Annotated in this window: 15 protein-coding genes; 9 read left to right on the forward strand and 6 right to left on the reverse strand. The window is 65.4% G+C overall.

Annotation, left to right across the window (positions count from 1 at the left end; genetic code table 11):
• Positions 1-7 precede the first annotated feature (7 nt).
• The gene (locus DMH01_RS14810; RefSeq protein ID WP_199745494.1) at positions 8-1534 is read right to left on the reverse strand and encodes a site-specific integrase; all 1527 of its coding nucleotides are present in this window, start codon (positions 1532-1534) and stop codon (positions 8-10) included.
• A gap of 89 nt (positions 1535-1623) precedes the next feature.
• On the opposite strand from DMH01_RS14810, the gene DMH01_RS14815 reads away from it, so the two are divergent.
• The 4 genes from DMH01_RS14815 to DMH01_RS14830 all read left to right on the forward strand — a co-directional run bounded on the left by DMH01_RS14815 (position 1624) and on the right by DMH01_RS14830 (position 6516).
• Positions 1624-2547: an OB-fold nucleic acid binding domain-containing protein gene (locus tag DMH01_RS14815; RefSeq protein ID WP_125677117.1), complete on the forward strand. Its 924-nt coding sequence runs from the start codon at positions 1624-1626 to the stop codon at positions 2545-2547.
• Between the two features lie 1311 nt (positions 2548-3858).
• The gene (locus DMH01_RS14820) at positions 3859-5433 is read left to right on the forward strand and encodes a hypothetical protein (RefSeq protein ID WP_125677119.1); all 1575 of its coding nucleotides are present in this window, start codon (positions 3859-3861) and stop codon (positions 5431-5433) included.
• A 132-nt stretch (positions 5434-5565) separates the two neighbouring features.
• Complete coding sequence (locus tag DMH01_RS14825) at positions 5566-5979, forward strand: hypothetical protein (RefSeq protein ID WP_125677121.1); 414 nt, start codon at positions 5566-5568, stop codon at positions 5977-5979.
• A gap of 123 nt (positions 5980-6102) precedes the next feature.
• A complete protein-coding gene (locus DMH01_RS14830; RefSeq protein ID WP_125677123.1) occupies positions 6103-6516 on the forward strand; it encodes a hypothetical protein in 414 nt (137 codons plus the stop codon).
• Positions 6517-7157: 641 nt separating this feature from the next.
• Here DMH01_RS14830 and DMH01_RS14835 read toward each other — a convergent pair.
• Positions 7158-7535, reverse strand: coding sequence for a hypothetical protein (locus DMH01_RS14835; RefSeq protein ID WP_125677125.1), 378 nt, complete (start codon positions 7533-7535; stop codon positions 7158-7160).
• Between the two features lie 133 nt (positions 7536-7668).
• Entirely contained in the window at positions 7669-7956 is a 288-nt protein-coding gene (locus tag DMH01_RS14840; protein ID WP_125677127.1) for a hypothetical protein, read from the reverse strand.
• Between the two features lie 205 nt (positions 7957-8161).
• On the opposite strand from DMH01_RS14840, the gene DMH01_RS14845 reads away from it, so the two are divergent.
• The 4 genes from DMH01_RS14845 (at position 8162) to DMH01_RS14855 (ending at position 16439) form a co-directional block, all read left to right on the forward strand.
• Entirely contained in the window at positions 8162-10870 is a 2709-nt protein-coding gene (locus DMH01_RS14845) for a LuxR family transcriptional regulator (protein WP_125677129.1), read from the forward strand.
• A gap of 405 nt (positions 10871-11275) precedes the next feature.
• The gene (locus DMH01_RS42695; protein WP_158633216.1) at positions 11276-11422 is read left to right on the forward strand and encodes a hypothetical protein; all 147 of its coding nucleotides are present in this window, start codon (positions 11276-11278) and stop codon (positions 11420-11422) included.
• The gene (locus DMH01_RS14850) at positions 11419-13509 is read left to right on the forward strand and encodes a patatin-like phospholipase family protein (RefSeq protein WP_125677131.1); all 2091 of its coding nucleotides are present in this window, start codon (positions 11419-11421) and stop codon (positions 13507-13509) included. The genes DMH01_RS42695 and DMH01_RS14850 overlap by 4 nt, the downstream gene beginning before the upstream one ends.
• 1919 nt (positions 13510-15428) lie before the next feature.
• Positions 15429-16439, forward strand: coding sequence for a hypothetical protein (locus tag DMH01_RS14855; RefSeq protein WP_125677133.1), 1011 nt, complete (start codon positions 15429-15431; stop codon positions 16437-16439).
• A gap of 163 nt (positions 16440-16602) precedes the next feature.
• Here DMH01_RS14855 and DMH01_RS14860 read toward each other — a convergent pair whose 3' ends face one another.
• A complete protein-coding gene (locus tag DMH01_RS14860) occupies positions 16603-17196 on the reverse strand; it encodes a hypothetical protein (protein ID WP_125677135.1) in 594 nt (197 codons plus the stop codon).
• A gap of 206 nt (positions 17197-17402) precedes the next feature.
• Here DMH01_RS14860 and DMH01_RS14865 point away from each other — a divergent pair, with 206 nt between their 5' ends.
• Positions 17403-18458, forward strand: coding sequence for a pentapeptide repeat-containing protein (locus DMH01_RS14865; RefSeq protein ID WP_125677136.1), 1056 nt, complete (start codon positions 17403-17405; stop codon positions 18456-18458).
• On the opposite strand, the gene DMH01_RS42985 is transcribed toward DMH01_RS14865, so the two are convergent.
• Positions 18449-18676, reverse strand: a complete 228-nt coding sequence (locus DMH01_RS42985) for a hypothetical protein (protein ID WP_199745495.1) — start codon at positions 18674-18676, stop codon at positions 18449-18451. The genes DMH01_RS14865 and DMH01_RS42985 overlap by 10 nt on opposite strands.
• A gap of 91 nt (positions 18677-18767) precedes the next feature.
• On the reverse strand, positions 18768-20801 hold the full coding sequence (locus tag DMH01_RS14870) for a site-specific integrase (RefSeq protein ID WP_199745496.1): 2034 nt from the start codon (positions 20799-20801) through the stop codon (positions 18768-18770).
• Positions 20802-20810 lie beyond the last annotated feature (9 nt).

Raw genomic sequence — 20810 nt, forward strand, 5'->3', positions numbered from 1 at the left:
GCCGCGCTCACACGCCCACCCCGGTCAGCACACGTGGCTGATCCGACGCGACCACGTCGACCAGCCGCTCCAGCGCCGCGCGGTCGTCGGTATCCATCAGCGCAAGCAAATGCTCCACATCCAGCGCCTGGAACGGCTCCAGATAAACATCGCGAGTGGTCTGTGGACTGGAATGGCCCAGCAGCGTCGCCATCAAAAACCACACATCGCCGAGCTGATCGCGGAAGTCCCGCCGCTCCCGCTCAGTCAGCAGCCCGGTGCGCTGCCAGGCCACGAACTTCGCGATGCAGAACCAGCGCAACGCGAACGAGTGCCGCAACATGTGCGGACGGCACCACAACGCCGAGGCCGCGCCAGCGCCGGGCATCGTCCGCTCCACTCGCTGGTTCGCCCGGTCGAACGTCTTGTGCCATGCCTGTTTAGGGCGGGGCAGGCCGTCGTGGTTAAGCCACAGCCACACCGGCTCCAGCCCGCCCGCACCCTGCTTGAACAACCGCATCCGCAGCCGCGGTGCCAGCGTGTCCAACGCGACGGTCATCGACTCACCAGTAGGAGTAACAACGTCGAGACGCCCGTCCGGGTGGACCCGGCGCAACAACCACCGGTCGCGGAGCTCCTCGTACCGGCCTTCCCGCTGTGCACGGGCCACCGCGGCTCGACGGCTCCCTTCTTCCAGGTAGAACCGGGTTAGCCCGATCACCCGCTGGCGCATCCAGAAACGCCGCCCGGCCGATCCCTTCGCGCACGCCGACGCCAGCCACCCGCGAAACAGCCCCCGGTGCGCCGCGTCCGGCAACTCGATCGTGAGCACACTGGCCCATTCCGCCATGCGCAGGCCGGTGCCGAACAGCCCCTCGGCGTAGGCGACGTCACGGTCCTCGGTCCGGCCCCGCCAGGCCGGCGCAGGCACACCGTCCATGGTGAATCCGCGCAATCCGATGTTGCGCCACAACCGAAACGCCTCCGGCGTCAACCACTTCACATCTGCCCGGCGCACCCCCGCTGGGCTTGCCTCCAGCACGAGCGAACCGTCCCGTGACGCCGCCGCTCCCACTGCCCGCAACCGCACCGGGTTCTGCACAGCCGCGCGTTCGGCTGCCCACACATAGAACCTCCGGATCGCCGCCAGATCCACGCGGAACGAGCCAGGAGCCACATGCTCCGGGTTGTCCTCAGCCGAGAGCCGCCACTCCTTGAACACTGCAAGCTCGCCTGGGGTCACCTGCCCCCACTCGACCTCGATCCGATGCAGGAACGTCAGCCACACCTTCAGCGAAAACGCGTACCGCCGCTTGGTCTCCGCCGACAACCTGCGAACTGGCGGCGCGCGCCAGAACGCGTTGACCACAGGATCGGCCCGACCGGACGGCGCCAACAAGAACGGCGTCCCCTCGCGCGCACCGTTGGCTCGCGCACGCTCGGCGACACCGCGGAGATCCGGCGCAACAGCATCGCCCGGATCCCATACACGATCGAACTCGTAGAACCCGAGGAACCAGCCCTCAAACACATCGGGCAAGGCTTCTACCACCACGCACCATCCCATCGGCCATCGATCACGTAATGATCAACTAGTTGAAGTCCGACAGGTGTGTTGGGCAGTGAATCCCCGAGGCGCATTCGATGTCGTTCGCGCTGCTGGTCTACGCCTCCGCCTACGTGAAGTGCTACTACCCGGCCGCGTTCACCGCCGGGCTGTTGCGCGCCCAGCCCATGGGCTTCTACAGCCCGCAGTCCCTGGTCGCCGACGCCCGCCACCACGGCGTCCGGGTCCGGCGGGCCGACATCAATCGCTCCCTGGCCCACCCGACCTTGGAACCCGACTCTGACAGCACCGGCGGGGTCGCGATCCGGCTCGGCCTCGGCGGGATCCGCCACCTCGGCGACGACGCCGTCGACCGGCTGATCACCGAACGAGACCAGAACGGCCCGTTCACCGACCTCGGCGACCTCGGCTACCGCACCGACCTCACCACCCCGGCGCTCGAGGCGCTCGCCACCGCCGGCGCGCTGGAATCCCTCGGCCCGGACCGGCGCCAGGCCCTGTGGGCCGCCGGACCTGCCGCCGCCAGCCGCGACACCCACCTGCCCGGCATCGCCTCCGGCCTCGACGCCCCCGCCCTACCCGGCATGACCGCCTTCGAGATCACCGCCGCCGACCTGTGGGCCACTGGCATCTCCCCGGACGAGCACCCCATGCAGTACCTGCGCGAGCATCTCGACGGCCGCGGTGCACTCACCACCGCCGCCGTCACCAGGGCTGGGAATGGTGCCACGATCTGGGTCGCCGGAGCCGTTACCCACCGCCAACGCCCCGCCACCGCCGGCGGGATCACCTTCCTCAACCTCGAAGACGAAACCGGCATGCTCAATATCGTCGTGACCCAGCGGCTCTGGGATCGCGAGCACAAGATCGTGCGCAGCTCGGCCGCGCTGCTGGTCCACGGAGTCGTCCAATCCCACCACGGCGTCACCAGCCTCTCGGCCGACCACTTCGAACCACTCGACCTGCTTGGGCTCGCCGGGACATCACGTGACTTCCGATAGCGGGCGACCGTCAGCTGCCGCCAATGTAGGTTCTCAATTTCCGTGACCAAATCTCATTGATCTTGGCCAATGTTGGCCAATATGCCATTGGATTGATCATCGCTGGGCCATCCGAGCGGGCCTTGGTGACTCGCCGATCGTCGTCGGGCCCTCACGTGTTGGTGCGGAGCACCAAGGTCGTAGAGCTCGTCGAGCGCTGCAGTCGCCACCGGTCGGAGACGCGGTGGCACAAACGAACCAACAGCGTCCGCTCATGCCGAAGGCGGACGCATTCGCGTGGTATCGCTGTGTGCCGCAGGGCGGGCCCTCGCGCGCGACGGCGTTGTAGCCGCCTATCAGCCTCGTTATGGCTGCTGGTTCATACAGGTGCCCATGCAGCGGGGGTCAGGGATTCCTCGGCAGGCTACGGCGCATTTGACAGCGCTTGTGCCGGTGCTCAAGGTGCGGCCTCGCGATGCCCAGAACGCGCCCCATCCACTGCGCAGAATGCCGCCGCGGTCTAGGAAGATGTGTCCGAGCGTGGAGGAGGACGAGTCGTACTGGTTGGGTGTCCCTCGGCAGCCAGCGTGTGGATGGTTCTCATCGACCAGCCTCCCGCTGTGATCGTAAAAGCACTCGTTCTGCGGGTCATCAGGAGTGGGTTTACGGTCCTCGAGGATTCCGCGGTAGCCGCAGTGGAACCAACTAGAGTCCCCGAAGTACGCCTTCCAGCCCGGCGGCGCCGACCCAGGATGTTTCGGCGGACAGGCTGCCATTCGCTGGACTGGAAGGCTGTCCGGGCTCGCAAGCCGCGCTACCGGTGGCTCCTCGTGCTCGGCCGACTCATCCTTCGAACAACCGCAACTCGGATTTTCGGGTCCACACCGCTGCACGACGGCGGCAAGGGCGCCAGCGACCGCACGGTTCCCGGCAAGCGCCTGAAGCTGGAGGAGTCCTCCCGGTACCCCACTGGACACCGGACGCAGTGCTCGGGAAACAGCGGCTGCGCGGGTCTGTTCGTACTCGAACATCGCTTCTCCAAGGTGCCGATACGCCTGGGTGCTGTCGTAACGATGAGCGCCCGACGCGCGCGCCGCGACGCTATCGGAACGATTCTTCGGGCAGTATCGGTCGCCCGGACGGGCAAGCGCTCGCACAAGCGGACACCTTGAATGTCCTGTCATGCCGCTGACCGCGCTGTCGCGAGGCGCGCATGTGCCGAGTTGAGGATGACGTCGGTAACGCTGCGGGTTGGGTTATTGGGTTAACGCCAAGGTTCGGGACTTGTATCGTCCATGGCGTGTTGTCGTGGATATGCGGGGAGTGACGTCTGTGTCGGTTGACCTGCCGGTGGTGATGGCCGGGGTTGCGCTCTACGAGCACATTCGCCGGAATCTTGATCCGTCCGGGCGGCTGCCGGCAGAGGTGGGGTTGCCGGATGACGCCAAGGTGATGTCCGATCGGCTTCGGTGGGTGCCTGGTGCCATGGATGGGGTCATCGGTCACCATGGATCCGCCGATGGCACTGACCGCGCCACAGAGGTCGCACGCTTGCTGGCGACGGCGTGCCAGCGGCCATCAGCCAGGCAGCTCCGCAAGCTCTATGCCGGTATCACGGATGACGACGTCATGGACTACGTCGACGCGTTGATGGAAAGGCTGGGCCGCGAGCGGCTGGACGGGAGGGCGCTGCATAGGGTCGGGAAGTGGCTTGCCGTCACGGCCCCCGATCGAGGGCCGGTCAAACTGGGTATCGCACTGCTTGGTGTCACCGGGCTTGGAGACGACGTGGCCGTCGTGCGGACGCTCGGCGCACACGAAGAGTTCACCCTCTTTTGCGCAGTGGCCATCTCCAACGGGCTACCCGCCCCGGAATCGGAGTTGTGGGCGCTGGCCGCGTCGGTGGATGGCTGGGGCCGGATTCATTGCGTAGAGCGATTGCGGGACACGACCGATCCGGACATTCGCTCGTGGATCCTGCGTGAGGGATTCCGAAACTCCATCATGTACGAGTACTTGGCCTGCATTGCCGCCACGACCGGAGGTCTGCTCGAAGCTCTGCGCGGTGAGACGGTCGATCGGGGGTTGTTGACCTCCGCTGGTGAAATTCTGGAAGCGTTGATCACGGGTGGACCGGCGGAAGACGTCGACGACTACGAGTCCGGCGCCGACGCCGTGGAGGCGTTTCTCGCCACGATGACCACCCAGGCGCAGACCCTTCAGGACTTCTCAACCGTGGCGACGATCCGCTCCTTCCTGGCCCGCGAGACCGGGTGGGACCAGCGCAGCCAGAACGGCTGGACCGCCACCCGCCGACAAGCCTTCGAGCACGCCAGTGACCAGATCCTGAGCCAGGATTCATGGATCGGCCGCATCACCGCGGGGCTGGCATCAGACGACCCCGTTGAGTTCTCCCTGGCAGACCGTGCTGCCCGTGTCCGGGGCATGGACACCTTCGACGCACACCTCGAGAAGATCAAGACCGATCCGTTCGGCAGCGGGTGGTACCACGCTTGGCAACAGGCAGACACCGGGCGTGCTCAGCAGTTGGCAGACCTGGCACATACCCTCCTGCCGATCGACCAGATCACGACCGGGCCAGCCGATGAGCTGGGAATGGGCCCGCAATGGCGCGCCCACAATGCGCTGGACTGGACCCTGCAAGCCCTGCGCGACCATCCGGGCACCGGAGCCGATCTGCTGCTGGCAGGACTGCACAGCCCGGTTACTCGCAACCGGAACATGGCGCTGACAGCGTTCCAACAGTGGCCGCGAACCGCATGGCCGGCCGACGCTCACGACGTGATTCACGACCTTGCACGTTCCGATCCCAACGACAATGCACGCCGGTTCGCCCTCGAACTGACTACCGGTCAGGTAGAGGAGGACGAGCAGCATGATCGGTAAGACAACCACCCTCCGCTGAAAAACCACATCTCGAAGAGAACGAGCTCTCCATTCGCACGCTCATGCCGACGAGCGGGCGGTCGTGACGTGCGCTTCCACCGATGACGTGGGGCGCTGCGGCAGGATGGCGGCATGGCAGCGCACAGGTACATGCCGAACGAGTTGCTGGGCAGGCTGGTTGGGTCTCGGCTGTACTCCGTGAATTTCGTGTACGACTATGTCCAACTGCAATTCGACCGGCTCGGCAGCGACTCGCCCATCCTCACCTGCGACGCCATGCCGACGGTCACCGTCGTCAACGGCACGTACGTCGACGGCGGACCTGGCTATGCCGACGCGCTGCGATCCCTGATCACCGCAACGGTCGTCTCCACGGAGGAAGCCACGGGTACGGGACTGAGCCTCGAGTTCGACACGGGCAGTCTCGCCCTGCACCCGACGCTGGCCGAACTCACCGGCCCCGAGATCGCAAACCTGACCGGCTTCACCGACGGCCAATGGATGTGCTGGCGCCCAGGAGAGGACTCCTTCGAAGACCTCGCCTGAGTCGACCACGGCACCAACGCACACCACGAGCATCTGCGGAAACCGCACCGTCGATACCTGACGAACATCCGCTTCTGCCGGTGGGCGAACGTCGACCTTAGGCGGGGCGATTACGCTGGTCTGGTGACCGCGGAGAAGATCGACTGGGGCGGGCAGCGCGAGCGTGTAGCGACGAAGGCTGAACGCGTATTCGCCATCTCGTTGGACGCGCTCGTTCCTGGGTTGGACTACTGGCTGCACGCCGACGGCGATGGCACCCCTTGGCTCCTGGTTTCCCTGGACGTCGTCGAAGACAACGCTGTGCTCGCCACCTTACGATTGGACTTCGATGAGCGTGGCATTCGCGGTGGCTGGAGCCCGGCCTGCCTCAACTGGGACGATGGGGTGAGGGCCGAGGAAGCCCTGATCGAACTATCGGGACCCGACGGTGTGATCCACCCGGCTGACGGGGCGTCCGTCGAGGACCTCGCCCGCCGAGCCGCTGAGTGGTTCACCGCGCCAAAAAGGGGGCGGTGGGCCGACCACCCTGCACCGTAAGCCGAGGCCAGTCGTGCCGGTCCACGATTTCCCCTCATGCCGCGATCAGCGTGCTTTCGCTTGGCCAAATCTCATTGATCTTGGCCAACGTTGGCAAATATCCCATTGGATTGAGATTGATCATCGCTGGGCCATCTGAGTAGGCCTTGGCGACTCGCCGATCGTCGTCGAGCCCTGGTGCGGTGTAGGCATGGAAGGTGTCCGACGGCTCCCGGCGGTGGTAGCGCGATCCCGTGAGCGAACACCGACGGCTGATGCCGGTCGCGCGTTGGTGCCTGGTCGTTGTGCTCGGGTTGACGGCGTATCACAGTTCGGCCTGCTCCCTGGCGCCGAAGCGCCCAGTACCTCTGCACTGCCTCCCCCTTATTCTGGACGACCATCGCCGCCGGACGGATCGCGCCGAATTACCCGTCTCCGTCAGCTGCGAGCTCACCGAGGATCGATCGACATATGCTTACGAGCCGACGCCAGCGAGGCGATGCTGCCATCACGAATGGCCAGACGGACAGACCACGCACTGTGCGGTGTGGGTCGCCCTCGTTGTGCGATCTTGGCCTTTTGAGCAGCCCCGTTCCGGATCACTAGGCTGTGGCTAACGAGTGGCCGCCGCGTGCATTGGCGACCACTCGTTGTCCTGAGCCTCAGTAGGTCCACGTGTACAAGGGCGAATGTCCGTCGTTGTACACCGACACTGGCACGCCCCACCACCACCTGCTGATGCACTCGGTCGCACCAGGCTGCGGGTAGAGGTGTTCCGGAGGCGCGGCCGGGGACTGGGACTGGATCTTGGCCACGCTCTCGCCCAATCCGGGGTTGTAGACGCAGAGCCGGGTTTCACCGAAGAACCAGGTTGGGAAGTAAGCCCGATCTCCGTAGTTCGGCAGGTAGGTGAGATTCGATGCGATTGACGCGGGCGACTCATGTTCCGAGGCCGCAGACGCGTCGTCGTTGAAGCCGCTGGTCATAGCGCCGGCGGTGATGAGTCCGGCGATCAACCGTGTGCCTGTTTTCCAGCTCATTGCGTGATCCCTTTCGTTATAAGCGATTCTCTTACTAGATCCATTAGGCGAGAAATCGGAAGCGCGCGCGTGGGTGCTGCTCAGTAGGTGGGGAAACTGCGCCGCTCCTTGAACCGGTTGCGCCAGCCGACGTCTACGATCCGCCTCCCGTGCCTGACACCAGCAGGTCGACTTCGGCCCAGCGGTGCCGCAGCAACGAGTTCAGGGGCGATGTGACGGCTAACAGCTCGCAGACGTCTGCGTATGCATCGAGCACCGCCAGCCGCGACTGTCCTGGAACCTCATCTTCGGTCTGCCCGCCACGCGAGCCCTCCATGAGCGGATCATCGTCGCCCAGCGCCGGATCGGCCGTCCCCGGGTTGCCGAGCTCGACCAGACTTCGTCTCAGCTCCCCGGCTGTGTGCGGTATCGCCTCGTTCATCTCAGTGTCCTCTCGGTCAGTACTTGCCGAATCGCATTAGTCGCTTGGTGCTGTCGTGGACCACGTTGGACCTCCAAGCGCGTGTGCGGCCTCAGGGGAAACCCCAGTAACTTGAGAAAGGTCGGTAAGGTGGAATTCATCGGCGTTCGGCGTAAAACCCTGCAGAACCTCCGCTGTTATTCGGATTCGCTGATACCTTGGTTGGATGCTCTGCGGTCGCGAGGCGGAGTCTCGTCAGATCGATTCGGTACTTGATGGCGCTCGGCGGGGTGACAGCGGTGTGCTGTTGTTCTACGGCGAAGCTGGTATCGGCAAGACAGCGCTGCTCGAGTACGGCGAGGCGGCCGCCGGGGACATGCGGGTACTACAGGTACGCGGATTTGAGCCGGAGCAGAACCTCGCTTTCTCCGGGCTCTCCCAGATTTTCTTTCCGTTGACCTGTGAGATCGCCGAGCTGCCGGAGGCGCAGGCACGCGCGTTGTGCGGCGCGTTAGCCATGGGACCTCCGGTGGCGGCCGATCGGTTCGCGGTCTACGCGGCAACACTCGGCTTACTCGCCCAGTTGGCCGAGTACCGTCCGCTGCTCGTGACCATCGACGATCTGCAGTGGCTCGACGGTCCTTCAGCCGAAGCGCTGACCTTCGCCGCGCATCGGCTCGTTGCCGAGAACATTGCTATCCTGGCCGCCGTTCGGCACAGTCGAGCGCAGATCGGTGCCGACTGGCAGCTGCCGACGTGCGTGCTCGAAGGCCTCGGCGACGACGACACCGCCCGGCTAATCGAAGCGCACACCGCGATCAGACCTGCCTCCGCCGTGGTCAATCACCTCAGGCGAGAGACGGCGGGAAATCCCATGGCACTGCTGGAAACCCTGAATGGGTTGACCGCCGCGCATCTAACCGGCGGCGCCCAGCTGCCTGCCGTTGTGCCTGTCGACGCCGCAGGCGCGCTCTTCGCCCCCCGCGTGGCGGCGCTGGACGAGCGGGCACGCGACGCACTGACACTGCTGGCAGTCAGCCGATCGAGCAGGATGGGCACGGTACTTGCAGCGGGACAGAACCTTTCCTTGCCGGCCCAGGCCTTCCTCGACGTCGAGGCCAGTGGTTTGGTCGAGTTCGGGAACGGCTCGTTCCGCTTCACCCATCCGCTGGCGCGCACAGCCGCCACAACCGCCGTGCCACCGGCCCGGCGACGGCGTGCACACCTGGCACTGGCCGAAGCAGCGGGCGAGCCCGAGCAGATGCCCGAGCGCGTCTGGCATCTTGCGGAGGCCGCCCTCGGACCCGACGAGCAGGTGGCGCTTGCTCTGGAGCGGGTTGCGGAGCGAACACGAAGCCGGAACGGATACGCCTCCGCCGTGTCGGCATTAGTGCGGGCAGCGGCGCTGAGCCAGACGGAGGTGGCGCGGGCCCGCCGGCTCTTCGCCGCGGCGGAAAACGCTTTGCTCGCTGGACAGAGCACCCGCGCCCGAAGCCTGCTCATGCAGGCGGACGCGCTCACCGACGATCTCGATCTGCGTGGCGCGGTTGCCGCCAACCGGGGACGGGTAGAGCTGTTCACTGGTCATCCTGCCCTTGCGCGCAGGGTCGTTGGCGCCGCTGCGGACACGTTCCGGGTTACCGACCCCAAGCGCTGCGCCGAACTGCTCGCCGACTCTGCCGTGGCCGCGCTACTTGCCGGCGACGCAATCGCCGCGGTCGAGGCGGCCGATGCGGCGAACCGGGTGGCTCCGAGGGGTAGCACGAGCACCGCGTTCATCATAAAAGTGGTGCAGGGCATGACGTTGCTGCACATGCGGGACCTCGTGCGCGGCTCGGCTCTGTTGCACGAGGCAGCCGCGATGGTGGAGCACTGGGGAGACGAGTCGCTGCGGGTGGAATACGTTATCCTCTCCAGTCTTGGCATGTACTGGATCGGCATGCACGACCTGGCGTTGCGCGTGCTGTCGTCGGTGGTGAATCGGCTGCGTGACACCGGAGCGATCGGCATGCTGCCGTTCGCGCTGGCCACGTCCGCCTACTGCGAAGCCCGCGCTGGACGTGTCAACAGCGCTCGGTCGATAGCGTCCGAAGCCGTGGAGTTGTCGCTGCTCGGCGGGCACAGCCTGTGGCGGTACCTAGCACTCAGCTCGCTGGCGCATGTCGAGGCAATCCGCGGCGATGAGGACGACTGCCGGGCGCACGTGGCACGGGCGCTGACGCTGCGGGCGAGGAACGCCGACTACCCCCGCGACGCCGCCGAGGCGCTGGCGCTGCTCGAACTGGGCAAGGGACGCTATGACGAGGCGATCAAGAGCACCGGCGACACCGGGCCGGAGGTCGGACACCCTGACCTGATCGAGGCCAGGATCCGTAATGGTTCGCCACCGGACGACGCCCCGATCGACGCTCTCGCGACAAACACGACGCTGCCACTGCAAGCCGCGGTTGCCTGGCGCCTGAAGGGACTGCTGGCGGACAATGCCGAGTTCGTGGAGTGCTTCACCACCGCCATCGGCCTGCACTCCCAGGTCCTATGCCCGTTCGAAGAAGCCCGCACCCTGCTCGCGTACGGCGAACGACTGCGCCGGGCAGGACACCGCGTTCAGTCACGTGAGCACCTGAGACCCGCGCTCGAGATCTTCACTGCTCTGCCCGCCGCACAGTGGGCCGCGCGCACCAGGCAGGAGCTGGCCGCGACCGGCGAGATCAGGCGTGACACGACACGGGTGTCCGGGCTAGAGCAGCTCACGCCGCAGGAGTATCAAGTGGCGCGCGCCGTGGTCACCGGCGCTACCAACCGCGACATCGCGTCCTTGTTGTTCCTCAGCACCAAGACGATCGAGTATCACTTGAACAACGTCTTCCGGAAGCTCGGTCTGCGGAGGAGAACCGAACTCGGCCACCGGTTTCCCGAACTGCTCGCAGGCAGCTGAGCTGGCCCCAGGGTTTCTCCCGAGGCGCACGACGCCTTCCGCAGTGCACCGTGAAGTCACCAGAGTGACAATGCTGCGGGAAAGCGGTGAACATGAAGGTCAGCACGGTCCTCGTCCTGATGTGCCTGCTGGTTGCCGCAGAGCGTCCGAGCAGGTCGCACCCGTCGCGGAGCATGCCGCGCGGGACGCGGTCCCACCGATCTGGCCGCACGTACCGGCTCTACACGCTGATCCTCCTTCGGCCGATCGCACGCTCGCCGTCGCCAAGCGAACGGCTGAACTGCTCCGGACGATTCCTTACCGAACGGCAACCAGCGCAAGACTGTGATCGACGTCGACTGCAGGCTGCACACGCTCTACGAGCACAGTTAGATCACGGACCCGGACGAGCTGAAGAAGCACGCTGTGCTCGAAGCCAGTGCAGACCCGACCATCGGTCTGCAGGCCATCGACTTCCTCGTAAAGCTTAGGCCCTCCTCGACGGAGGACAACGTCAAGAAGCTGGTCATCACTAAATCTGCGGCCTATAGCGAAAAGGAGACGACACCATGACGATCGCACTGTGCCTGAGTGGCGGCGGAGCGAAGGGTGACTTCGAGCTCGGCGCACTCAGGTGCCTGTACGACCGCGGCATCAGACCCGACATCATCGCAAGCACGTCGGTGGGTTCCGTGAACGCCGTCAAACTCGCGGAAGGCGAGGACCCCGCCGACGCTGGACGCGGCCTCGCGGGACTCGAGCGACTGTGGAGCGGGCTTAACACCAACGACGACATGTACGTTCCGGCGGCGTGGCTCAACCACCCCGAAATGGACAGCAGGGTCCGTGACTACCTGACGGGCCGTAGCGCGCATCTCGGCATCAGTGGACCACAGAAGCAGGACGGCCGTTGGGGCATGCTGGACATCTTCGTGGACACCTGGAACGAAGCGTGGTTTCTCGGCAGCGACGGCGCCGCCTTGCTCAAGTCCTTAAACCTGCTCGCGACGAAGGCACGCAGTCTGTACGAGCTCTTACCCATCCGGACGTTGCTGTACGCGCAGGTGAACCTCGCCCACATCGCCGAGTGGGCGGGCGCGGGCGGGCGATGGCGAATGGCCACTGTCGCCTTGGAGAGCGGCAGGTTGCGCTACATCACCGAAACCGGTGGTGTACTTGAAAATACCGGAACACCGGTGATGGTGTCTGGGCCACTGCTGGCAGAGTGCGCCGTGTTGCAAGGAAAAGTACAGGAGGTCGAAGACGTGATTCGCGACCTCCAGCAAGAACTCCGTGCAGCATCCACGGGGCAGAAGAGCTTCTACAGCAGTCAGATTCGCAAGCTGCAGAACGACCTCGGCAAGACACGCACGGCTTTCGCTGCCTGTGTGGCGGCACAGCCGGCCGTGCCGCTGTCGGTGGACGTCCGCGAAGGTGTCCTCGCGTCCGCCGCCATCCCGGGAATCTTTCCCACGGTCAGACTCGGCAACGAGTCCTACGTGGATGGAGGCATCCGCGAGATCCTGCCTGTCCAGATCGCCGTCGACCTGGGCGCGGACCAGGTTTACGCGATCAGCGCATCCGCATTGTCCGTCGTCGAGCAACCACCAGGCACCTATGCCACCGCGGGCCTCGCCGACGTCGTCAGCCGGTCGGTCATGTCGCTGGTGCTCAACGAGACCAACATCGACGACCTTCAGGTGAGGTCCGGCAGCGGCGCCCCACTGCCCAGCGTGACCGTCATCGCGCCGGACCTGGAGATCCACGACATGACCACCATCGACCCCGGCCTGGTCCAGATCAACAAGGACTACGGCTGGATGCGTGCCGCGGACGTGCTCGACGGTGTCGCCGCCGACAGCGCCCGATGGCGCTCGGCCACTGACATCGCGGCGGTCCGGCTGGAAACCTGGCGACACGAGAACCGCCTCTACGGCCACGAAGACCCCACTCGCCTCTACGAAGGCAGCCAGCCGCCCTACCCACTCGCACACGACCTGGTCATCGCCGGCCGAGCCCGCCTGGCCCACTTGCTGACCGCCCGGCGGGCGAGCGGCGGCCCCACCCCGCAGAGCATCGACCGGTGGACCTCCACCCTGGAACGGCATCCCTGGTCCATCGCACGGAACGACGCGACCTTCGTAGCACAGTCGGTTCCGTCCGCGATGACGTTCGGCCAGCCCGCGCGGGTGTCGGTGACGATGCGCAACACAGGCGCGACGACGTGGACCGAGGCGGCCGGCTACCGGCTCGGCAGTCAGGCACCGCAGGACAACATGGTCTGGGGCAGCGGGCGGCAAATCCTGACCGGTCCGGTCGAGCCCGGTGACGAGGCGACGTTCTCCTTCGCTGTCACCGTGCCCACACCGGCCGGCGTCCCGTTCCAGTGGTGCATGGTGAGGGAGGGCGTGGAATGGTTCGGCGAGTTGACTCCTGAAATCATGGTCACCGTCACCCAGTCACCGGAATGCGCCCAAGTCCGCGGGTCGATCAACCAGAGCAACCGGGTGATCGCGGCCCTGCGCAACGTGTTGGACGGTCTCGACCCCACGAACTCCGGCGACCGACAGGAGATCAGGGAGATACGTGCTCAGATCGCCGAGTGCCAGAAGCAGTTGAACGCGCAACGGGCACATGAGGCAACACTCGCCTGCCCATAACGGTCCCTTGGCGCTCTACAGCCGTCTCATCGGCGCTGCTCACCGCGAGCGCTGCCGGAGTCTGTGCTTCGACATTGTGCACGGTCGCGTCGCGTGCAACTTCTGCTATCACTGCGAACGCACCCTCATGCCGCAATGAGGACCTCCGGGCAGGCGGCTGGACCAGGCCGCACTGCCCGGTCGCCGCAGCCGCCGGGTGCACAACCTCAGCCGAGGAATGTCACGGGTTTGGGACTGATCATTGTGACGTCTTCGTTAGACAACGGGGAACACCCAGGTCATGCAAGATCGACATGTCATGGGCGGCGAGACCCTACAGGGGAGGTATCGAGGTATCGCGATAGGTCGGAAGGGGCGGGTTCTGTCGGGCAATGGCAATAGCCGCAGGTGGCAGGGTCGATGTTGGCGGGTGGTCATCGTGACGGATCTGGCCCACTTCGCGAGGCCCTGCCGCATTTCGGTCGGGTGTGACGTGCGACGCGCAGTTCGTCGTCCTGCCCTTTTCCCCCGGGATGTGCTGGATGAGGTCGTAACTCTGGGTTGCATTCCGCTCGCTCTTGGAAAAGATCATGCTGCGGGCATTGGTGGAAACCTGCTCTGACCGGCAACGATGCCACTAGGGGTAATTGCAAACGCTGCAAGTTTGCAACGGTGCGATTGTGTCCTATTGTGCAACACTTGATTTGTCCGGCGGCTGGTCGGCAAGTCGACGTTAGTGTAAAGGAGGTGTCGCGGAATTGATCGATGCTTGGAAAACGGTTGATCTGGCGTGTGGGCGCATTGAATTGCGCGCGACTTTCGCGGAAATGGCGATGTGGGTATGATTGCGACTGCGTGACTGGAACGGCCGCGGAGTGCTGCAGACACTCACGCGACCGTCCAGTCGCGTCGACGAGGGCTCCGGCTACCTGCGCGCCCACTTGGCGACTACGCGGAGTCCGATCGCTGCGAGCCTGGCGGCCTTGGCCGCCAGGCTCGCGCCGTCGTTCAGGAGTTCCACCGTAGTGGCTCCTACCTCTAGAAACGTTGCCAGAGCCTCGCAGCTCCGCGCGTACCGCTTCTGGACCCGACGGTCCTCGTCGTCGGCACCTCGATTACCCATCCATCACTCCCGGTTCCCGACCGGGCAGGGCTGCCCCGCCGGATGCGGAGCTGCTCACCCCGCACCGGCGCCGCGCACGGGAGTGGCCCGGGACGGGTCGGCAGAGATGGTCAAGCAGTAGGTGCCTGCGAGCAGAATACCGTAGAAGTCGATGGGTGGACCGTTTGCCGATAAGCAAGCGCCGCCAGTCGAGGGCTGACGTAAGAATGCGCCGCGAGGCACCGCCCACAGCGGAGACCGCTAGGTGGTGGTGAAATAGTGGACGGCCGCGCGGGCTGCCCCGAATGGGCTATCTGTAGTTGAAATGTTTACTGCCGTGCAATTCATCAACCATTTTCCGGAGGTTCGGCCGAGGGCGGGGTTGTGACCAGCGGTTTCGTCTGTTCTGGCTGAGGGCTGTCCTGCGTCGTCAGCATCTGCGGGACCTCGGCAGAGCCAGCGAAGGCCGGATCGCGCGGGTAACGGCGGGAGCACTCCGCCGCGGTGATCCGACCAGGTCGTAGCGTGCCCTGTCCTCGGGTGACGCGTCATGCGGGAGGCCTGTGATGTCGCCGTCCGAGGCGATCACGTGGACCTGGTGGTCGAAAGGAGCGCGGTTGTGTGCTTGCGATACGGGCGGAGTCGGCAGCGCAGGAGCAAGTGCTTGGCGCCGCCGATGGGTGATCGCCGGACCCGCAGACGTTCTGACCAGGTCCGGTCTCGTTCTCCAGCCTTTCTGGAACCGTCTCATTGCGTCGTCCCGATCGATCGCCGGTCCCAACCTTGGGATGACAAGCCGGGCTCGACCTACAGCAACACCTGATGGAAGCATGCGTAAATGCTTGACGAGATCGACTGGGGATCGCTCAGCCACGCCTACGGCCCTGCCACAGACACTCCTGTGCACCTGGCAGCACTCAGCTCCACGAACCCCGACGCACGGAATGCCGCACTCGACCATCTGGATACTGCCGTGCTCCACCAAGGATTCCCCGAGTCTGCTACAGCGCCGGCCACTCGCGTCATCGTTCAACTGCTCGCACGAGGAGAAGTCACATCGGAAGTCCGTGACGCGCTCCTTGAGTTCCTCGGTTGGGTCGCCGAAGCGACCACAGAAGCTTCAAAGGTCGCGCATTGCGCTGATCTCGTCGCACCGCTACAGCAGGCAGTCAAGGAGTCCTACCCCGTGGTGGTCAGCTTCCTGGACAATGCCGACCAGTCCCAGCGGAAAAGGGCCGTCCAAGCGGCGGTTTCGCACGTCAAGACATCTGCGCTGGCCGATCAGCGGACCGCCCTTGCCGCACGCCTCCGCAGCTGGGCCGCTGATCCATCCGAGCAGCGCGCCTACTGGGTACGGCAGCTCGGCGAGCTCGACAACCACACCGAGCAGGATCTCTCAGACCCTGACACCGACGTGCGCATCTGCACCGCGCTGGCTCCAAGCCTCGCAGAAAGCGCCACGGCCACCAACATCATCGTCGCCGCACTGGCCGACGTGGCCGACCGCGGCATCCCCGAGCCTGACCTCTACACGCTCAGCGAACTCATCGACGCCGCCATCGCCCGAGTCGATGACTTCGAACGCATCGCGGCACCAGCCCAGGCGATCATCCGGCAAGCCGACTGGACCGGATTCGACACCACATGGGGTCCACTGCTCTTGGCCGCCTTCGACACTCCATACAACGAACAAACCAAGCTGTCGACAGCACAACGCGACACCCTTGCGGCATTGGTCGTCAACCCCAGGATCTGGAACTACCAGATCGGCAACTCGTCGTTGGTATTCCGCCGAGCCGGGCTTCCGTTCGATCGAGAAGCCTGCGACCGGATCACCGAACAACTTTAGAAAACCACCCACCTGTCAACAAGCCGAACAGGAAGTCGCCCACCGACCTGCGTCGCTAGTGTCACCCACACAAGGCCGCTCGCTCTCCGACGCCCGTATTCCCTGCCGTGTCTCATGAGATACCCAACTCTGGGGAAAGGTGGGTCCCCAAAAGTTGAACAGGTCAAGCGACCGGCCAGGGGAGACCGTGGCCGGTGATGATCTGCCCGGCGATGTCGTGGAAGGCGTCGCGGGCGTGTTCGCCGGTTACGCGGCGGCCGAGCAGGCGCTCGGCGAGTTCGTCGACGGGCCAGGACATCAGCACGCCGTGGCGGCCGAGCAGTAAACCGACCCGCCGGATCCGGTACAGGTCGGCGGTGTCCAGCCACGCGTAGAGCAGGACTTGCCAGAGCCATCGGCCGACTTTGCCGGTGTCGCGGACGCTGACGACAGTCTTGACGTCGAGCAGCGTTCCGCCGCGGGCGTCGATCCCGTGGTCGGGGTCGATCGCGCCGAGGAGGAGGTCGGCGTCGGCCCAGTGCGGCACGATGGTCGGCCCGGCGATCCCGAGCGGTGTGCCGGGGCCAGGGTTGCCGGCGAGTTTCCGGAGCTCCCACAGGGTGCCACGTTCGTGCAGCCGTCGCGCCAGTGCGACCAGCTCGTCCACCTGGCGCTGCTCGACCAGGCCACGCAGCTGATCGACGGTCGGGCGCCCGGAATCGAATAGCCGGGCCAGCCTGTCGTCGACGAACCCGCGGCGGTATACGTCCTCGCACACGGTCAGCAGCCAGCACAGGCGAGCCAGGCCCGCTTCAGCGGCGGGGGAGCCTTCTCTGAACTAACGCGATCAACAACCTCGGCGAAGGTCATCGCGCTGCCGCTCAACCGTCGGCAGACTTACACGGCATGAAGCCGGGAAGCCTTCGAGGCGGTCGTGGGAGATGGTGGCGACGACGCGAAGGGACATGGTGGTGGGCAATCGCCGTGATCGTGGTGCCGGTCACGGTGCTCGCCGGGGTAGCTATCACCCTTCTGCTGGTATTCGTCGACAGTAGCGACCCGAAGAACCAAATCGAACTGATCAAGACCGGCCTGACCCTCGGCGCAGGAACCGGGGGCGTGCTCGCGCTGGTGCTTGCCCGGCGTCGACAGTGGTTCACCGAGCACGACGCCGCTGAACGGCGCCTGACCGAGCTGTACTTGAAGGCTGTTGAGCAGCTGGGTTCCGACAGAGCCGCCATCCGCCATGGCGGGCTCTACGCCCTCGAACGTGTCGCTCAGGGCAACCCCAGTCAACGGCAAACCGTGGTGAACGTGCTGTGTGCGTACCTCCGCGCCCCGTTCCGATTGCCGGATGAACCTCACCCTCGCAGTCGAGCTGGTATTCGCCGACCGCTCGCTGCCTCACGACCAGGTGCTCGCCACCTCGCCGCCGGTGGTCGCCACCAAACATCGGGTGTTGCCGCGTTCGATGACGAAACTCGCCAGGAGCAGGAAGTGCGCCTCACGGCCCAGCGCATCCTCAGCGACCACATCAGGCCAGGGCCTGACCGGGATCATCCAAGAGAAACCTATTGGGCAGACATCGACCTGGACCTCACCGGCGCAGTCCTGCTCGACCTAGATCTCGACCACTGCCATCTGCGTTCCGGCCGATTCATCGGCGCTACAATTGCACGAAACACGCTGGTTCGGCACGCAAGATTCGATGGAAATGCCGACTTTGGTCGGGTGAAATTCTCCGGAGTCGCCCAGTTCGAGTCAACGCATTTCGCTGGGCACGTCTGGTTCACTGCAACCAGCTTCGCCCAAGAAGCTGACTTCAGCGATGTCGAGTTCAACATGGTCGCGTGGTTCAGGAGTGCAATATTCGCAGGTGAGACACTCTTCAGGAGGTCCAAGTTCGCTGGGAAAACTTCGTTCGAGAGCGTTGCCTTCAAAGGAGAAGCCTCATTCGAGGCTACCAACTTCACACAGCCTCCCCAGCTTGAAGGTGCGGATTTCCACAACGGGCTTCCCCAAGAACTGCCTCACCGCTGAGGCGATTGACTGGGCAGGCAGGTGCTTCTGCCTGCAATTTCACCGAAGGCTGGCAGTCCAAGGGTGACCGTGGTGGCTCGCTTGGCACGTTCGTCGAGCCCGGCGAGCTTGTCTCGGGTGGCGGCGAGGCTGACGCGTAGCCCCTCGGCCTCCCCGCGCCATCCCTCGCGCTCGGCTTCGGCGATCCGGACGGCGAGGTTGTTCCGGATCTCCTCCAAGCGGTGCCGCTGGCTCGGATCGACCCGGAGGACCGGACATCGAACGCAGCTGTGCTCGTGCTGGCACCCCGTCCCATACGCCCGCCCGCAATCACCCAGCGCGACCTTCCGCCGCTCGAAGTGACCCAGGAACTCGGTCCACTCCTCCTCGGTCGGTGTCCGGTACTCCTCGCTGGGACGCAGCCGCGCGCCGGCGGGCGATGAACGCCCGGTGGCCGTTGACGACCTCCTCGGGGTAGACGGCCTTGTAGCCCATCGTCGTGTTGATGTCCTGGTGCCCCAGGAGCAGCTGAGCAATGTGAGGCGGCATCCCGTTCATGATCGCTTCGGTGGCGAAGACGCGGCGAAAGTCGTGGGGCTGGAAGTCCAGCAGCTGTCCCGCGGCGTCGGTCATGCCGACGTCGGTCCAGATCTCGCTGATCGCTGCGCGGATCGTTTTCACCGACACCGCTCGGTGTTCGCCGTTGCTGTACCACTGGAACAGCAACGGTGCGGGCGGCAGCCAGACCTTCTCCAGCCGGTCCCAGAACGGCACCAACGGCACGGCGCCGTCGCTTCCCCTAACCCGGCTGATGGTGGCGGAGAGAACATCCGCCAGTTTTGGGCTGACCACCAGGAGCCGCTCTCGGTCGGACTTGGATGGCGCGATCTGCAGCAGCGGGATGACTTCGCCGGTGGTGGGCAGCCTGTGCTGGGTGATGCTGTGATGGCCGGTCTCCATCATCTCCTCGATGCGGACCCCGGTGTGGCGGAGAAACTCGATCGCTGCCCATCCCCAGAAGGCCCGGTTCTCGGCATGGTTGAGGTGGTGCTTGTGGCCGTTGGTGTCGAGAACGCAGAAGGAGCTGTCGATGTCCCTGCGGTTCTTGCTGTTCAGCTTGAGGTAAGTCTCGCCCAGGACGACGAACTCGCTGCCGGCCTTCGTGGTCTTGACCGCGGCCAGCCGGGTCTGCGCGTCGCGAAGACGCTGTGCGGCGACACGCACCAGGGCCGGTAAGACCGGTACCCGCTCCCGGGTCCGCTGGTCCATGCGAGCTTTGCGGTGGTGGAGGTGCTTGGTGTAGGTGATCTCGTTGCTGCTGACCGGGCTGGGGGCAGCCCACGGCGCCCAGCGAGCCGGGTCTTCCAGCGCCCACTGGGCGATATCGAGGTAGAACGCGCGCACGAATCCCAGCTGGTTGAGGTAGTGCCCGCGGGACCGGGCGACTTCGGTGGCCGAGCCGTCCGGCGCGCGGCGGCGCACGACCTTGGTCTGCAGGCGCTTCTTCCAGGTGGCGACGACGTCCGGGGCCAGGTGAAGCGACGCTATGCCGGGATTGTCGATCTCCAGGTTCTTCCAGAAGTTCAGCGCGAGAGTCCGGGCGAGGTTGTCGAAGCTGGAGTAGTCCAGCGCGGGCTGGCGCTCGGCGAGGTAGTCGACAATGAGGTCGCGGACAGGACGGCACTGCAGGTCGTAGCGGTCGACGAGCTGCCCGGCGCTGAGCTGGCCGGAGTACACGTTGAATGCCCTCAACGTGGCCGGGGCGACCGCCGGGAACAGCCCGGACTTCTTGAGCATGGTGTAGAACAGCGCGCGGCCGCGGCTGCGGCGCCGCAGCACGACGAGCTCGACCGAGCGCAGCTCCAGGCAGTCGCCCACGGTGATGTCGGCTACTCCGCCGCCCTTGAGCAGCAGGATGACCGCGACCTGCGTGAGAGCCAGCGTGCCCGACGGGGACGCCAGCGTGCGCGGGTCGGATGCTGCCTTCAGCCGTGCGAAACCGTCCGGATCGCGGTTCCGCAGCACCTCGTCCTGCCAGTGTCGGCTGCGCACGACCAGCAGCAGGAACTCCGCATCGGGCCGGATCACGTCCGCGACGACCAGGACGAGCAGCCCGCTGCGCAACGCCTTCGTCCTCAGCCTGTCACCTTGATCAGTCAGCCAGGAAGCGAGGGCGTCAGGCCATTGGTGGCCCAGCACGGGCGCGGGGCTGTTCTGCCAGCGTTCCTGCCAGGTGGCGCCGGGCAACGTTGCCAGCCAGCGCAGCAGCCGGTCGACACCGAATCGGCGTGCGGCCCGGGTGTCTTCGTGCGCCGGCCACTGCTCGATCACCCCGAGGACGTCGCTGGCGGCTGTCTCCGTCATCGGCCAGCT

It is taken from the genome of Amycolatopsis sp. WAC 04182 (assembly GCF_003947465.1).
Lineage (GTDB): Bacteria > Actinomycetota > Actinomycetes > Mycobacteriales > Pseudonocardiaceae > Amycolatopsis.

Coding starts and splice junctions, on each gene's coding strand:
- DMH01_RS14815 (WP_125677117.1), top strand. CDS start 1,624: ATGTCGTTCGCGCTGCTGGTCTACGCCTCCGCCTACGTGAAGTGCTAC.
- DMH01_RS14855 (WP_125677133.1), top strand. CDS start 15,429: ATGCTTGACGAGATCGACTGGGGATCGCTCAGCCACGCCTACGGCCCT.
- DMH01_RS14840 (WP_125677127.1), bottom strand. CDS start 7,956: ATGAACGAGGCGATACCGCACACAGCCGGGGAGCTGAGACGAAGTCTG.
- DMH01_RS14845 (WP_125677129.1), top strand. CDS start 8,162: ATGCTCTGCGGTCGCGAGGCGGAGTCTCGTCAGATCGATTCGGTACTT.
- DMH01_RS14870 (WP_199745496.1), bottom strand. CDS start 20,801: ATGACGGAGACAGCCGCCAGCGACGTCCTCGGGGTGATCGAGCAGTGG.
- DMH01_RS14825 (WP_125677121.1), top strand. CDS start 5,566: ATGGCAGCGCACAGGTACATGCCGAACGAGTTGCTGGGCAGGCTGGTT.
- DMH01_RS14835 (WP_125677125.1), bottom strand. CDS start 7,535: ATGAGCTGGAAAACAGGCACACGGTTGATCGCCGGACTCATCACCGCC.
- DMH01_RS14850 (WP_125677131.1), top strand. CDS start 11,419: ATGACGATCGCACTGTGCCTGAGTGGCGGCGGAGCGAAGGGTGACTTC.